The 16,349-nt window shown below is 41.5% G+C and carries 15 protein-coding genes and 1 pseudogene; 8 read left to right on the top strand and 8 right to left on the bottom strand.

All coding sequences use genetic code 11. The annotated features are described in order from the left end of the window. Nucleotides 1-2 precede the first annotated feature (2 nt). Nucleotides 3-1,139, bottom strand: coding sequence for a porin family protein (locus tag A3CY_RS0113095; RefSeq protein ID WP_018338379.1), 1,137 nt, complete (start codon nt 1,137-1,139; stop codon nt 3-5). A 2-nt stretch (nt 1,140-1,141) separates the two neighbouring features. Further along, nucleotides 1,142-1,663, bottom strand: a complete 522-nt coding sequence (locus A3CY_RS0113090; protein WP_018338378.1) for an RNA polymerase sigma factor — start codon at nt 1,661-1,663, stop codon at nt 1,142-1,144. Between the two features lie 150 nt (nt 1,664-1,813). On the opposite strand from A3CY_RS0113090, the gene A3CY_RS0113080 reads away from it, so the two are divergent. The 6 genes from A3CY_RS0113080 to A3CY_RS0113055 all read left to right on the top strand — a co-directional run bounded on the left by A3CY_RS0113080 (nt 1,814) and on the right by A3CY_RS0113055 (nt 8,697). Further along, complete coding sequence (locus A3CY_RS0113080; protein WP_018338377.1) at nt 1,814-2,230, top strand: DUF5606 family protein; 417 nt, start codon at nt 1,814-1,816, stop codon at nt 2,228-2,230. A gap of 92 nt (nt 2,231-2,322) precedes the next feature. After that, on the top strand, nt 2,323-3,030 hold the full coding sequence (locus A3CY_RS0113075) for a tRNA1(Val) (adenine(37)-N6)-methyltransferase (RefSeq protein ID WP_018338376.1): 708 nt from the start codon (nt 2,323-2,325) through the stop codon (nt 3,028-3,030). A 273-nt stretch (nt 3,031-3,303) separates the two neighbouring features. Then, nucleotides 3,304-4,257 (top strand): ROK family protein, encoded by a 954-nt coding sequence (locus tag A3CY_RS0113070; protein WP_018338375.1) that lies wholly within the window; start codon nt 3,304-3,306, stop codon nt 4,255-4,257. An 11-nt stretch (nt 4,258-4,268) separates the two neighbouring features. Then, complete coding sequence (locus tag A3CY_RS0113065) at nt 4,269-6,482, top strand: GH92 family glycosyl hydrolase (protein WP_018338374.1); 2,214 nt, start codon at nt 4,269-4,271, stop codon at nt 6,480-6,482. Nucleotides 6,483-6,524: 42 nt separating this feature from the next. After that, nucleotides 6,525-7,217 (top strand): 2-C-methyl-D-erythritol 4-phosphate cytidylyltransferase, encoded by a 693-nt coding sequence (gene ispD, locus A3CY_RS21050; protein ID WP_018338373.1) that lies wholly within the window; start codon nt 6,525-6,527, stop codon nt 7,215-7,217. 52 nt (nt 7,218-7,269) lie between these two features. Beyond that, a complete protein-coding gene (locus tag A3CY_RS0113055) occupies nt 7,270-8,697 on the top strand; it encodes a capsule assembly Wzi family protein (protein ID WP_040371781.1) in 1,428 nt (475 codons plus the stop codon). Here A3CY_RS0113055 and A3CY_RS0113050 read toward each other — a convergent pair. Then, nucleotides 8,690-9,991: an O-antigen ligase family protein gene (locus tag A3CY_RS0113050; RefSeq protein ID WP_240388160.1), complete on the bottom strand. Its 1,302-nt coding sequence runs from the start codon at nt 9,989-9,991 to the stop codon at nt 8,690-8,692. The two genes, A3CY_RS0113055 and A3CY_RS0113050, sit on opposite strands and share 8 nt — an antisense overlap. A 193-nt stretch (nt 9,992-10,184) precedes the next feature. On the opposite strand from A3CY_RS0113050, the pseudogene A3CY_RS22740 reads away from it, so the two are divergent. After that, nucleotides 10,185-10,383, top strand: a pseudogene (locus A3CY_RS22740) (KilA-N domain-containing protein); the annotation flags it as partial. Nucleotides 10,384-10,441: 58 nt separating this feature from the next. Here A3CY_RS22740 and A3CY_RS0113045 read toward each other — a convergent pair. From A3CY_RS0113045 to A3CY_RS0113035, 3 genes are all read right to left on the bottom strand, one after another. Then, the gene (locus tag A3CY_RS0113045) at nt 10,442-11,752 is read right to left on the bottom strand and encodes an O-antigen ligase family protein (protein WP_026207639.1); all 1,311 of its coding nucleotides are present in this window, start codon (nt 11,750-11,752) and stop codon (nt 10,442-10,444) included. A gap of 103 nt (nt 11,753-11,855) precedes the next feature. Beyond that, complete coding sequence (locus A3CY_RS21045) at nt 11,856-12,767, bottom strand: SP_1767 family glycosyltransferase (protein ID WP_018338369.1); 912 nt, start codon at nt 12,765-12,767, stop codon at nt 11,856-11,858. Then, complete coding sequence (locus A3CY_RS0113035) at nt 12,767-13,579, bottom strand: glycosyltransferase family 2 protein (protein ID WP_018338368.1); 813 nt, start codon at nt 13,577-13,579, stop codon at nt 12,767-12,769. The genes A3CY_RS21045 and A3CY_RS0113035 overlap by 1 nt, the downstream gene beginning before the upstream one ends. A gap of 249 nt (nt 13,580-13,828) precedes the next feature. Here A3CY_RS0113035 and A3CY_RS0113030 point away from each other — a divergent pair, with 249 nt between their 5' ends. Continuing rightward, nucleotides 13,829-14,905, top strand: coding sequence for a CDP-glycerol glycerophosphotransferase family protein (locus tag A3CY_RS0113030; RefSeq protein WP_018338367.1), 1,077 nt, complete (start codon nt 13,829-13,831; stop codon nt 14,903-14,905). Here A3CY_RS0113030 and A3CY_RS0113025 read toward each other — a convergent pair. Further along, nucleotides 14,895-15,887: an iron-containing alcohol dehydrogenase gene (locus tag A3CY_RS0113025; protein ID WP_018338366.1), complete on the bottom strand. Its 993-nt coding sequence runs from the start codon at nt 15,885-15,887 to the stop codon at nt 14,895-14,897. The two genes, A3CY_RS0113030 and A3CY_RS0113025, sit on opposite strands and share 11 nt — an antisense overlap. Further along, entirely contained in the window at nt 15,887-16,306 is a 420-nt protein-coding gene (locus A3CY_RS0113020) for an adenylyltransferase/cytidyltransferase family protein (RefSeq protein ID WP_018338365.1), read from the bottom strand. Before A3CY_RS0113020 ends, A3CY_RS0113025 begins: the two co-directional genes overlap by 1 nt. Nucleotides 16,307-16,349 lie beyond the last annotated feature (43 nt).

Here is a 16,349-nt window from a genome sequence, read left to right as displayed (position 1 = left end):
TATTAAAAGTTCAATCGTAATCCCAGCTGTCCCGTAAAATTGAAAGCATTTTCAGAACGCTTCGTTTCAACAGTTCCCTTGTAATCGAAATAGTAACAAATTCCTCCTTCCGCATATACCGAAACAAAACGGATAAGCGGGTAAGCAACCCCAACACGGGCATACGTCGTCCATAGCACTCCCGGGATACAAATATGTTCGTACCCGTACGAGTTTTTAAGTTTTCCGGCAAGGTTCACCTCTGCCAGTATTCCCGCATTAAAATAACAATATGGACGGGACCAATTGGTTAATCGATAATTCACAGAAACCGGCATGCCCAAGAAATGCAATGATTGTTTCTGAACAACCCGATCGCTCGATACATATTTCCATTTGGAACGCAAGTATGTATATGTCAATCCGGTTTGAAAACTCCAACGTTCGTTTATCGGGTAAGACAAAGATACCCCGAACGAAATAGGCATGGAATGTTTTACCCGGGTAGTTCTCTCCGGCAAATAACTAGGAGTCGAAGTTGCCCGGGATAAAAGGGGCTCATCTTCATCATTCGGATTGGAATTATCATTCCATACGTTATCCATCGCTGCCATATCACCACCATTATTTAGAGAAACTCCTGCTAATCCCATATTCCCACTGCCCACGCCAATACGCCATTTCCGAGGTGACTTCTTTACCAAAGGGGCATTAACATGACTAACTAACGAAATAAAGGATTTTTCCTCTTCACGAGGTGACAAATACAAGGTGCTATCAAGCGATGTGATAGTACATTCCTGCACAAATTGTTTCGATAAAACTTCTTTCCCGAGCACATAAGAAGGTAACTCGCTCACGCTTAAAGGTGCCACGTATAATTTGGCATCAGGTATTGAGAATAGAGGTATTGAATTACTCTTTTGTACCGCAGCAAGACCAGCTATATCATCTTCATCCGTGTACCACCAAAATAACACACCCCCTACCGCCAACAAGAATAAAGCGACCACGGCAGCGACACGACGTATCCATCCATGAACAAGCCGACGACGAGGAAGCCGGGCGGAAATTCCTTCCCAAGCAACTTCCGTCGGGCTATATTCCACATCGTACAGCCTTTCCCGGAAAATATCATCAAATCGCTCTCTCTTATCCATAATCAGTACATCTTTTTAATCATTTCCTGCAAACTCTGCCGGGCGCGGGCATATTGCGAGCGGGAGGTTCCTTCCGTAATATGAAGCATCTCTCCGATCTCTTTATGCGAGAACCCTTCGATAGCGAACAAATTAAACACCGTACGATACCCCTCGGGCAACTGCCGGATCATTTGCAGCATCTCCTGCTCTGTCAACGTTTCCAAAACCGAAGGTATGGTATCCTCGACATCAATCTCTCCCTCTATCACTTTAGAAAAAATTCTTTCTTTGCGAATCTTTTCCAAAGCGCAATTGATAAAAATCCTCCGCACCCATCCCTCCAAACTTCCGGCAGCGGTATATTCATTCAATCGGGTGAAAATCTTCACGAAGCCGTCTTGCAATAAGTCCCCAGCCGCATCCCGATTTCCGGCATAACGGATACACACGCCCATCATTCTGGGAGCGAAATATTCATACAGAAACTTTTGTGCTTTCGGATTACCTTTCCGGCATTCCTCAATCACCCACGCTTCGTCCATTAGTCTCGTTTATTTTCCTTTTCACAGGCAAGATGCAATTTTTTATTCAAACGTTGCACGAGGGCAATAAAAAATAAACAATTCATTGTTTTTACTTTTAAACATTGATTCGTATTTTTGCCCCTCATTAAAACACAAAAAGAAAGCAATATGTTGAAAGAAATTTTATCCATCTCAGGAAAACCGGGATTATACAAATTAATTAGCAATACATCGAACGCTTTAATCGTAGAATCATTACTTGACGGAAAACGCTTTCCTGCTTATTCTAACGCAAAAATTATTTCTCTTGAAGATATTTCCATATACACGGAAGATGAAGATATGCCCCTGAAAGAGGTATTCAAAAGAATATACGAGAAAGAAGAGGGCAAACCGGCAATCAATCACAAGGAATCTGCCGCGGACATCACGAACTATATCGACTCTGTCGTGCCGGAATACGATGCAGACCGGGTATATGTATCCGATATGCGGAAAATGATCCAATGGTATAACCTGCTGTTGGAAAAGAATATGCTGAACCTCGAAGAGGCCGAGGAAAAGAAAGAAGAAGAGAAGAAATAGTTTATAAAGTTTATAAGGTTTATTAAGTTTGTAAGGTTCTTTACTTTATCACTTTATAAACCTTATAGACTTCACGAACTTTATAGACAGCCATGGCAAACGATTATTTCCAATTCAAAAAGTTTATGATCCGTCAGGATAAATGTGCCATGAAAGTAGGTACAGACGGTGTTCTTTTGGGTGCATGGGCAGATCTGACGGCAGCACATCGTTTACTTGACATTGGAACAGGTACAGGGCTGATAGCCATCATGGCGGCACAACGCAATTCGACGATACAAATAGATGCCGTAGAAATTGACCCAGTTGCTTGCGAACAGGCGAAAGTAAACGTGCAAAACTGCCCGTGGAAAGAACGTATCCGACTTTTCCAAGGAAGGGTACAGGATTTCAAACCGACTTACCTGTACGACGTTATCACGTGTAACCCGCCTTTCTTTATCAACTCCACCAAAAATCCGGAATTAAACAGGGCACTCGCACGCCATTGCGAAACTCTCACTCACGAGGATATTTTAAACGTCGCGGAAAAATTATTGACCCCGGAAGGAAAACTTTGTGTTATTCTGCCGGTTCCCGAGACGGAGCATTTTATAACATTAGCCCAACCTCGTAAATGGTTTGTTAACAAATTTACAACAATTCATCCGACCCCGAACAAACCTCCGAAACGCAAATTACTGGAAATTTCAAGAAAGCAGGAACCGACTGAAAATAAAACTATTATACTCGAAATAGAACGTCATTTTTACCACGAAACCTACGCTCAATTAACAAAAGATTTCTATTTGAAACTATAAATCCGGGAGGGCATTTATTACATTTTGTTTGCCAGATTTAAATCTATATACACAAAAGATTAACGATCTATTAACTATTAAATCATGGAATACGCCCTATCTTTGTAATGTAGAAAACAGATAGAAGACACAGTTTTTTTTCATAAGTTTGTATGTTTAGGTTAGTAGTTAGTAATTAAATAAGAGATCGCCCCATCGGTCTCTTATTTTTTTATTACCTTTAACCGCATTTTAGGATGCAAATCATGTTGTTGTCAAATTTATATATTATTTATGCAAACCACTGTCTCTTTAGGAATAGATATTGGCGGCACCAATATCGCATTCGGAATCATCGATAAAAATGGGAATTGCCTGGCAGACGGCTCTTTACCCACAACAGCGTATAATACCCCTCAAGATTTTGTCCTGGATTTACACAAAACGGTAAATAAAGAACTATCCAAACTGGAGGTCAAATTGATTGGCATCGGCGTCGGCGCCCCTAATGGAAATTATTTCAACGGAACCATTGAAAATGCAGCTAATTTGAAGTGGAAAGGTACTATTCCTATGGTCGAATTGCTAGTAAAACAATTTGGCGTACCTTCCTTTATCACTAATGACGCAAAAGCTGCAGCAATCGGGGAAATGATATATGGCGGGGCAAAAGGGATGAAAGATTTCGTGATTATTACACTGGGAACCGGATTAGGTAGCGGTATCGTGGTAAATGGAAAACTTGTTTACGGACACGATGGACTGGCTGGAGAAGTCGGGCACACGCTCGTGTGCGGAGGCGACAGATACTGCAATTGCGGTCGCCGGGGATGCCTCGAAACTTATGCTTCGGCAACCGGAATCAAACGCACGGCTTGCGAATTGCTCGCCCTTGAAAATACACCGAGTGCTTTAAGAGATATTCCCTACACGGAAATCACGGCAAAGAAAGTATATGATGCAGCTCAAAAAGGAGACCCCATCGCACTCGAAGCTTTCAAGATTACCGGTGAACAATTGGGCAAAGCACTAGCAAACCTGGTTGCCATTATCAGCCCAGAAGCTATATTCCTGCAAGGAGGGGTTGCAAATGCCGGAGAATGGCTTTTCAAAACCACACAGGAACAAATGGAAGCCAATATGTTGTACGTATTCAAACAAAAAGTAAAAATATTACGCTCGTCCCTTCCCACGAATGCCGCTATATTCGGGGCATCCGCACTTGTATGGAATGAATTAAACGCTTAGAAATAAACATCATGAAAACACGACTCCTTATACTCCTGCTCTGTTCTATCGGGACGTTCACGTCCTGCCGAAAAGAAAAAGAAACTCGAGTTACGGACTACGTTGATCCATTTGTTGGAACTGCCGGGCAAGGGCATTGCTTCCCGGGAGCCGCCATACCATTCGGAGGCATCCAACTCGGTCCGGATAACCCACGTAGCGGTTGGGAGTGGTGTTCCGGCTATCATTACAGTGATAGCATTATTTCTTCGTTTTCACATTCACACCTGAGCGGTACCGGAATCGGAGACCTGCAGGATATTCGTCTTCTGCCGGTCACGGGTAGACCGCAACCAGGAGAAAGTGCCATCGACTTTATCACGTCCGGGTACGCCAAGTTCTCCCATGCTAACGAGATCGCGGAACCGGGATTTTATAGTGTGACCTTCGATAATGGCATAAAGACTGAATTGTCTGTCACTGCCCGTTGCGGTATGCACGCTTACCAATACCCGGCAAATTCCGTTTACGGGGTGACCTTGGATTTAACCACGGCTAGAAATTGGGATCGGACAGTGATGACCTCCATCAAGAAAATAAATAACCGCACGATACAAGGGTACCGTAAATCCACCGGTTGGGCGAGAGAGCATAACGTCTATTTCTTCATGGAATTTTCGCAGGACGTTGATGTTTGGGCGGGTAGCGATTCCTTGCAACTACTGAAGAACGGGCAGAAAATCGTTTCCGACAAAGGATACGCGTGGATAGATTTCGGAACTGTAACCAACAAAGTATTGGTAAAAGTCGGTATATCCTCTGCCAATTGCGAGGGAGCTGCAGCTAATCTGGACCGGGAACTTCCTCACTGGAGTTTTGACAAAGTGCGCCGGGAAGCCAAACAACAATGGAAACGGGCTTTATCTCGAATCAAAGTTGAAGGCGGAACAAAAGAACAAACACGAACATTTTATACTGCCCTTTACCACGCTTACCTTGCCCCCTACCTGTTCTCGGACGCACACGGGAATTACAAAGGTCCGGACGGGGAAATCCATAGTGTAGGCAAAGAAAACCAATATACCGTATTCTCGCTGTGGGATACGTTCAGAGCTTCGCATCCGTTATTCACCATCACGCAAAAAAACAGGGTAAATGATATGGTTAACTCGTTTATCCGGCATTACGAGGCCTACGGGTTATTGCCGAACTGGGAATTAATGGGTAACGAGAGCCATTGCATGATCGGCAACCACGCCATTCCGGTCATCACGGAAGCTTACTTGAAAGGCATACGGGGATATGACGTTGAAAAAGCTTACGAGGCGATGAAGGAAACTTCTCTTTCCAAGGGACACGGGTTGGGAGTTTTCCGGGAATACAATTATATACCTTGTGACTTGGAAAAAGAATCGGTATCCAAAACCCTTGAATTCGCATACGATGACTGGTGTATCGCGCAAATGGCAAAAGCTTTGGGCAAAGAAGACGACTACCTTTATTTCATGGAATCATCCAAAAACTACAAGAATGTGTTTGATCCCTCGACCGGACTCATGCGAGGCAAATTAGCCGACGGCAGTTGGAGAACCCCCTTCTCTCCTTTCTCTTCCACACACCGGGATGATGATTACACGGAAGGAAACGCTTGGCAATACTCGTGGTTTGTACCCCATGACATTGAAGGGCTCATCGCTTTGCACGGGGGAAAGGAAAACTTTGCACTCAAATTGGATAGCCTGTTCACACTTCCTTCTGTCATAGAAGGCAGTAATGCCTCTCCCGACATCAGTGGATTGATCGGACAATATGCCCACGGAAACGAACCTTCTCATCACGTGGCTTATTTATTTAACCACACGGACAAACCTTACAAAACGCAATATTATGTGGATAAAATCCGCCGGGAACTCTACACGGATCGTCCGGACGGGCTATGCGGCAACGAGGATTGCGGGCAAATGTCTGCATGGTACGTCTTTTCCGCATTAGGATTCTACCCGGTCAATCCCTGTGACGACAAATATCAGTTAGGAACTCCGATGTTTGAAAAAGTAATTATCAAACTTGGACAAGACCGCCGTTTCGTGATAAAAGCCAACCGGGAAAACGATCAATATATTTACGTGAAAAAAGTATTATTGAATGGAGAATCCCTAGATCGTACATGGATCACCCATGACGAAATCATGAATGGCGGAGAACTCGAATTTGAATTAAGTACACAAGAAGAAATTGAAAATTGAGCATCTGCATTTTCAATTTTCAACTTTCAATTTTCAATTGTTATGAAGAACATTGGGGTAATTCTAGCCGGAGGTTCCGGACGTCGCTTAGGCAGCGAACTACCAAAGCAATTTATTATTATTGCCGGGAAAACGGTATTGGCTCACACGTTGACAACATTCGAGGAAAACGAGCATATCGACGAAATCGTTATTGTCGTCCATAAAGATTACTTGAATGAAACACGGAAAATCGTCACTGCCGAAGGTTTCCACAAGGTAAAAATGATTATTCCCGGCGGAAAAGAACGCTACCACTCTACTTTGGCTGCTTTAAACGCCTACCCGAACGAAAAATGCAAATTTATCATCCATGACGCAGTCCGGTTATTCGTCACCCAGCACATGATCGACGATACAATCGAAGCCCTCGATCATTATCCGGCTTGTACAACAGCCATTCCTTCCACCGATACGATTCTGCAAAGTGATACATCCGGTCAATTCGTGAACAAGATTCCCGATCGCTCTACCCTATTTCAGGTACAAACCCCACAAGGTTTTCTAGTGGAAACATTACGCGAAGCTTATAATCAAGCATTAACAGACCCCCATTTCTTCAGCACGGACGACTGTGGAGTGGTAAAACGCTATTTGCCGGACACGGTGATCAAAATCATCGAAGGGTCGCCTTCTAATGTTAAATTAACTTACAAAGAAGATATTTCCATCATAGAACGACGTCTTTTAAGTTAGAAAAAGATACATTTGTCGCTGAAGAAGTATAGACGTGTATTAGATCGGCGCCATGAGAATTTTATTTGTAGGCATTCTTGTAATCTTGTTTTCTTTATCAGGGCAAGGACAAAAACGAGATATTGTATATAACGCATCATTATCGGGATTCGTTTCCACACAAAAGACATTACCCTTTTGGGCTGTAAGCAACCGGCATGGACTCATGCCAAACGGGAACGGTACTCTCCTCGAACTGGGGCTATATTCCGATTTCACGAACAAACATAAGATTCAATTCGCATATGGGATATCTGCCGGAGGGTATTTATCCCGCCCGGGAAACAAGATCATCTTAGACCAACTTTTCGCCAGTGCCCGTTGGCGCAATCTTCGTCTTGACCTTGGTATGATTCACCCGGAAGAGCAATATAACGGCGTTTCCTCCACCAATGGAGATTTCGTCCGATCAGGTAACTCCCGGACATTCCCCGGGTATAACTTGAGAAGTGAATTTATTAAAGTGCCCTTGACCAAAGGAATTATCGCCTTCAAATTCAATTGGGCTGATTACATGATGATTGACGATAGTTACATGAAAGACATCCGCCTGCACAATAAATCTCTCTACGTGAAAATCAAGCCTCATCATCGCCTGGAAATCATTGCCGGACTTGAACATTGGGCACAATGGGCTGGTAAACATCCTACTTTGGGCAAACAACCGGGTTCTTTCAGTGATTACTCTCGGATTATTTTCGCCGAAGGAGGAGGTGCGGGATCTACTGTTAGCGACTCGATCAATGCCTTAGGGAATCACTTGGGGAGGGAACATCTAAGAATTAATTATTTAGCAGACAATTACATCTTATCATTCTATCACGATATTCCTTTTGAAGACGGCTCAGGCACAGACTTCCGTTCCTTCCCGGATGGCACATATTGCTTTTATTATGGCTCAAAGAACCCCGAACAATGGATTTCTGATGTAATATACGAGTTTTATTACACGAAATATCAATCCGGTTCCCGGCATGATCGCCCAGCAACACCGGATGAAATTGCAAAACAAGACCCGAATAGTCATTTTTATGGCAGAAAAGTACTCGGGGGATGTGACAACTATTTCAATAACGGAGAATATGCCAATGGCTGGACGCTATACGGGCAAGTCATCGGTAGCCCGTTCATGACTCCCGGTTTAAGCGGTAATCTGATTAGAATTATCAACAACCGGGTCATCGCCCACCATATCGGAATAAAAGGTATGGCATGGAAAACCACTCCTTACAAGCTAATGCTCTCGTATTCCAAAAACTACGGAACGTATAAGGATAAATTCAATAAAGACCAATTCTCCGGAGCTTTAGAGGTAACCCTTCCCTTCCACAACTTACCATTCTCGGTAGAAACAGGTATTTATGGGGATTTAGGAAAACTTTTCAAAGACAATTTCGGATTCACTGTCAAACTCAGCCGAAAAGGGAAATTGCTTAAATAGAAGAAGGTTTATCACGGGAGAGATCATTTTCCAATTGAAAAAATATATCCCCGTAAAAATAAAACATCGCAAAAAATATCAACATCAAAGCTCGTGAATTTGCCCACGATAGAGTAACACATGAATTACTCACAACCAGGAATACACATATTATAGCAAGTATCAAGAACGAAAATTTCTTTCTCTTGATCATTCGATAAATCGACGCAAAAAACACAAAGAGGATAACCGACAATCCGACAATTCCTCCTGTAATCCAATATTGAAGAAAAGCGTTATTCACGTTATTGAATTGCGCAATATTTAGATCAGACGCCTCGTACCACGCTTTAATCCGATGTTTCGTCATGACTCCCAATCCCCATAATGAAAACTCGTCTAAATGCTTGAAGCTTTCTTTTATAAATGCTAATCTTGGAGCCAAAGTTCCTCCCACGAATTGACCATCCCGAACATTCCGCATCTCTATTTCCATCTCCTCTATCCGCTCCTCATACTTTTTCAAATCCGAAAGCAATACAAAAGTCAATACAACCAACAAAGTTCCTCCAAAAACCCAAACACGCCGCCAAAAGGAAAACTTTTTGAACAAATATATATTCATGACTAAAAAACCAAGTAAAAAGCCGAATATAGCTGATTTAGTAACCGTGAAAGAAAGGAATAACACGAACATCCAAAACATACAGATGACGCATATCTTTCTATTCCATCGCTTTTCTATGATTGTTAGGAAATAAGTTATTAACGCAGATACTGCCAAAAGCATAGCTTGAACCTCCAACCAATATTTACTTCCCAAGACAATCCTATTTTCCCCGAACCGATTATCATACAACATTCCCAAAGCCTCGCCCGGGGCTGTAAACAAACGGGTACCCGTTATCATGAGAAGAATATACAGATTCAACAATAAAGACCCCACGCAAAAATAAAAAAGGAAACGCTTCACCAAAGCCGGCGTCAACCAATCTTTCCATGTCACAACAAAAATAGGGACCAAAACAAAATTAAGAGCTAAAGCTTCAAACGTTCCGTAACTAGGCTTAGCGATAGGATTCCCCTTTAGTAAAACGATAATCGTATGCAATGAAAAGTAAAGTAAGAATGCCACGTTAACCCCAATGTACAATCGTTCTGACATTAAATTCGTCCATACCTGCTTTCCATTCTTCCACCACAATAACAGAACAAATATCAATAAAAGGAAATTGAAGACATTACCATACAACGGGGCAACACTTCCCAACAGGAAAGCAACAGAAAGAAAAAAATAGCTCTGAAACTTCACCATCCAGCTCATAATATACATTTGGCATACAAATATACAAGATATATCTATCTTATAGCATCTGAACGCCAAAAATATTAAACACGTATGAATTATAGAAGCCGTTATACAATTAAATTTCTTGGCACATAGGCAATTATTCATAATCCTGCACTTTTGTACCAAGCGCATCTAAATGTCGTTGTGGAACAAAAGGCGTTACGGAGGAACATTTGCACATAAAGATATCGCATTTGAATTCGGTTCTGCTATCAGTGTGCCTTTTAAGCTATATACACACCAATGCCATCAAGCACAACCTTGTTCCGGCAGAAGTCATTTCGGCGCAGGCAAGTATTATCTACGCCAACGAAACCGACGGGTTGAACGTGGCAATATTCGACATGACAGCAAAGCAATAGCGGGAAGAAAATCTCTGATTCATGGTCAAGTTCAGTAGAAAAGGGAAATAGCTTAAATAGAAGAGGGCTTATCACGGGAGAGATCATTTTCCAACTGGGAAAATATATCCCCGTAAAAATAAAACATCGCAAAAAATATCAACATCAAAGCTCGTGAATTTGCCAACGATAGAGTAGCACTCGAATTACTCACGACGAAGAACACACATAATATAGCAAGTATCAGGGACGAAAATCTCTTTCTCTTGATCATTCTGTAAACCGACGCAAAAAACACAAAAAGTACCGTTCCCAACCCGACAATTCCTCCTGTTATCCAATATTGAAAGAAAGCGTTATGCATATTAGTAAATGGTTCCAGATTCCAATCCGGCGTCTCAAACCACGCTTTAAGCCGATGTTTCGTCGTGACTCCCAATCCCCATAATGAAAACTCGTCCAAATGCTTAAAACTCTCTTTTATATATGCCAATCTCGGAGCCAAAGTTCCTCCCACGAATTGCCCCTCCCGCACATTCCGTATCTCGACCTCCATCTCCTCTATCCGTTCCTCGTATTTTTCCAAATCCGAAAGCAACACAAAAGCCAATACAACCGACAAAGCACCCCCAAAAACACAAACACGCCGCCAGAAAGAAAACTTCTTGAATAAACATATATTCATAACCAGGAAACCGAGCAAGAAACCGAATATAGCCGACTTGGTGACTGTAAAAGAAAGGAATAGCACGAACATCCAGAACATGCAAAGGGCACATATCCTTTTATTCCATCGCTTTTCCACGATTGTCAGGAAATAGGCAATCAATGCAGATATTGCCAGAAGCATCGCTTGAATATCTAACCAATACCTGCCTCCCAAAACAAATCGATTTTCCCCAAATCGGCCATCATACAGCATCCCCAAAGCCTCACCCGGAGCGGTAAACAGGCGGGTACCCGTCATCATCAAGAGAATATACAGATTCAATAGCAAAACCCCCGCGCAAAGATAGAAAAGGAACCGTTTTAGCAGCTCCGGTGTCAGCCAATCCTTCCACATCACGACAAAAATCGGGACTAAAACAAAATTAAGTGCCAATACTTCAAACATCCCATAACTAAACTTAGCCATGGGATTCCCTTTTAGCAAAACTATCACTGTATGCAATGAAAAGTAAAGCAAAAATACCACACTAACCCCTATATACAGCCGTTCCGACATGATATTCGCCCATACCTGCTTCGCATTCTTCCAGCACAACAACAGGAGAAATGCCAATAAAAGAAAATTGAAGACATTACCATACAACGGGGCGACACTTCCCAAAAGGAAAGCGACAGAAAGAAAAAAATACCCCTGAAACTTCACCATCCAACTCATAATATGCATTTTCCGTTTCAAATATAGTATATATCTATCTTATAGCATCTAAACAATAAAAAATAGTAAACACGTATAACATAAAGAACACGATATATAGATATTAACATAAAGAAGCTGGTATACGCTCTACTATTGATCTCTCATAATTATCATTTTGAAGCCTTTTTCGATGGGATATTTCATTCTTCTTGGCTTCATTGACATATTTCCCTTCAATTTGTATCTTATCCTTTGCTTTACGCAAAAACCACTCATATTCAATGTCAACGTGCCCAATATCGATTGCCCAATAACCTAACTTCGCCAAATCATAACTCAACACAGTTGCTGCCTGTCCCAATGCTATAAGGATCAATTTTTTGTCCCCGTATTTTACCGCCGCATTCATAATATCATCGTATTTTTCGTACGCATCTATCGCAGGACACAAAATACGTTGCATTGAACACACATGGTCAAAAAGATCATTATTTACCCCCAAACGGCTATACTCCCCCTCTATCAGGAGCACATCCTGCCCCGACCATATACGTTTGATTTTTTCCAGATAACCGTTACATCCATCCTTATTCTTGTACGTGAAATAGAATCGTGTAAACGAGGCATCATAATACACCCGCCCAGGTTTTACATACCGGGCAAAAACATCATATGCCTTTGTAAAATGGGCGAGCCAAAAAACTTTTGTACGTAAGTTCAAATTTTCTTGTGAAACGAGGGCATAAGGCAAACCTACAATATGATTCGGCAGTTCTACTGTCAGTACTTCTTGCAATCTTTCCGACAAAGAAACATTGTAATGACAGAAACCATTTCCTTTACCACGTATAAGGTTAAACTCTCCATCTCCATACCGACTGACTGAACAATGCTCCCGAAGTATTTTGTCCAAAGTTTCATCCGTTGACCTAATATCAGGAATAAAACCTAACGCTTCCTGCTTTTTTCGGAAACGTCGTCGATACTTCAAAAGACGAAAACTTAATTCCAAGTAATAGAAAATATTGTTCATCACACATCCTCCGACTTCTCATCTTTTAAATATTGATCTATTCCACTCTCACACCACGTTGCCTTTTCTGCCATCTTTTCAAAATAATATTTGAAATTTTTATCTCTATTTTGCATGAATTTATCCTCATGCCACAAATGAAAACCGATAGCCGCAAACTTCAAGGCTAATTTTTTACAACCAATATTCAATAGACGGATGCTAAAATCATAATCTTCCCCTCCCCAGCCGACATAATATTCATCATACCCGTTTATTTGCAACACGTCTTTTTTCCAGAAAGAAGTATTACACCCCAATCCCGGACGAGTTTTACGACGTGGGGCAAGATATTTCGCAAGCCATAGACAATGAATAGAATTTTCCCTCCGGGTCACACCCAAGGTGAAAAATCCCAACGAACGATATGTGCCGTTCCGACACAATCGCTCTGTTTCTGCTCGCGTGAGATTTACCCGTCCCCCTTTTATATAATATCCTTCTCGAGCACACGAAATATGATCCATTACAAAATAGGGATGTAAAACCATATCTCCATCGATTTGGATAATATACTCATACTTAGCCACGGCTATACATTTATTACGGATTTTAGCCACACGAAATCCGTCATCTTCCTGCCAAATATGCAACAGCGGAACCGGAAAATCTTTCTGAAAGCTTTCGATCAAAATTTTTGTATCATCTTTTGAGCCATCATCACCAATAATAACTTCAGCAGGAAGTTGTTTCTGCCTCTTTATACTCTCCAAGCATAACGCAAGAGCTGCAGGTCTATTATAAGTGGATATAATAAGTGATGTTTGTAACATTGATAACTTGAATTAACGATACAGTATGTTTTTAGCCATTTCTCAACCGATCAATAAACGATCGTTTAATGATATTAACATATGAAATATTCTGAATTTCCCGACAAAAAACCTAAACATCTAATTATTAGCACGTAAAAAATATCATACAAAAGGCTGACATGACGTAAAAATAATATATATTTGTAACGCATTAAACGATCGTTTAATCAGCTAACGACGCAAACAGAGCACAACAAAAACTTACGTATGAAAAACTACACGATCGGCTTCTATCTCGAAAAGTTATACTACTCTCCACAATTCGAACCTGTCATCAGAGAACTTATCAAACGGGAAATTCCTTATGTAGTGATTATCCCGAAAACAAGAGATCGTGACGAAATAAATCAAAGGGAAGAATCCATCAACTATTGTAAGCAAAATAACTTCACGTATTGCCTTGAGGAAGAAGATTGTTTTTGCAACGTACTCGTCTTCGGCAATACCCCCCGTCATATACACACGCAATTCAACAAATCAGCATTTATCAATCATGGTGTATGGGGAGGTAAGACTATGAACATAGAACCCGGTTTGAATGAAGTGGACATACGTTTTCTGGATGGCAAATTCTTAGAAGAATACCTATGTGAACTTTATCCCGAGAAAAAGCACATCTTCTACGCATCCGGTTATTCCAAACTGGATAATTACTTTAAACTAACGGATGATGACCGGAAAAAATTCCTTCTGGAACGTCATCTGGATATCAACAAAAAAACAATACTTTACGCTCCGACCTTTTACCCGTCTTCAGTGTTAAAAATGGGGAAAAAGTTCGCTGAAGACTTTGCCGATTGTAATATTATATTGAAACCTCATTCACATCTTTTCCTGCGTAAAAAATATCGAAAAGACTTGCACCGCCTTCAGTCATGGGCTGGTGCACCCAATGTTTACCTGGCAAATTTCAACGAAACCAATATTCTCCCGTTTCTTCATGCTGCAGACCTGTTAATCTCCGATATGTCAAGCGCCGTGTTTGAATTCTCCGGAGTCGGCAAACCCGCTATCATCAATATGTTCCTACACTATCGCCCCATAGACAGGCTATTTCCGCACAAAGTACGCAAACGGTTAGACATCTCAAAGTTTTATCTGTGGGAAGTTGGCGATACCCCGAAAAACTACAAAGAAATGGTACAATATGCTCGTGAAAATCTAGCTAACCCAGACAAAAACAAGACCAAACGGGAAGAATTATCCCGTTACGTCGTTGGTGAAGTAGACGGGAAAGTATCCGAAAGAATCGTGAATAAACTACTGGAACTAGCTAAAATTTAGATAAAATCGTGTATCTGTCCCGGATTGTCTTTGCCCGATCTGTAATTCGAGCAATCTCGTCACTCGAGAAATGAATATCATGTTCCATTTCCTCGATAATCTTCATACGGTCAAAAAACGTTCGTAGTTTCTCAAAATCATCATGATCCTGACGATAATCCCGTTCCAACAATAAATGTCCCCAAGCAACCTGTAACCCGTGCAAGGTCGTCCGAGTCGGGTAAAGATCATCTATCGCATGGCTGATTAAATGTTCCGCCCCACTCGCCGGACGGGAACTATTTGCCAACACCATCGCCAATCCAGAAATTACTAACCCATTCGCTAGATCACCAATAAAACGATCCGTACTGATATCATCTATCGAGTACGACATCACGGAATTGCCACTCAAAGCAGCCAATGTTAAAGCAAAATTATTGATATGTTCTCCATTCTCCACGTTCGCCAGTTTCCAATCTTTCACGGCACTGGCATTAGAAACCAAGTCTCCCACTCCTGCCAATAATAATTTTCGGGGTGACCTTCTTATAATCTCGATATCCGCAATTATCCCCAACGGAGCTTTCACCCCGAAACTCTGCTTTTTCCCCTTTTGCACAAGACGTGCAATGGGAGAATAAATCGCATCATTCGACAACGTGGAGGGAGCTGTAATATAACTCAAATTCAAATCATTCGAAATCATCTTCACGGCATCAATAACGCTTCCACCCCCGAAAGCGACTAAAAGCGCATCCTTATTCGTGATATTTCCCATGACTTCATGCGCCTCTTCGTAAGAACCACCTTGAATAAGCAGGATGTCATCAAATGACAATAAATCCACCTGTTGCTTGTAAAGTTCTTTCAACTCCGGTGAAGTGACCAGAATTTTCTCATTGAAAAAAATATGATTGCGCCGTAATATTTCATCCATATGGATGAATATATTTTCTCCTATCTCAAGGACAATCGGTACATTTATAATTTTGGAATACATTATTTCGTGCTTCTTATCTTTTCAACCAATTCCGACGTACTAATCCCTTTCGTGTAAGGCAAATACACCATCTCTACATGATGTTCCTCCAAAAACTCAGGCGTCACCCGGATTTGTTTCAAATATCCCTCTCCGCTCCAATCATCACCGTGCACGATAACATTAATCCCGTATTTCTTGATATATTCTTTATTATCGTATTCTCGAATAATAAAAGCGTCATCCACGTAACGACACGCTTTCACGACTTCCAGGCGGTCTTGTTCGGATAAAAAAGGTCGGCGTTTATAAGAAGCCACCATATCATCCCCATTGATCGCAACGATCAAACGGTCGCCCAATGCTCTTGCGCATCGTAACAACTCAACGTGACCGAAATGAAATAGGTCAAAAACTCCTATCACGTATACATTCTTCATACAATTCATTTTAGATACCACAAATTACGGCACCAAAGATAAT

The sequence above is a fragment of the Butyricimonas synergistica DSM 23225 genome (genome assembly GCF_000379665.1).
Lineage (GTDB): Bacteria > Bacteroidota > Bacteroidia > Bacteroidales > Marinifilaceae > Butyricimonas > Butyricimonas synergistica.
The sequence above is the reverse complement of the archived record's forward strand: the minus strand, read 5'-3'. Positions and strand labels throughout refer to the sequence as shown.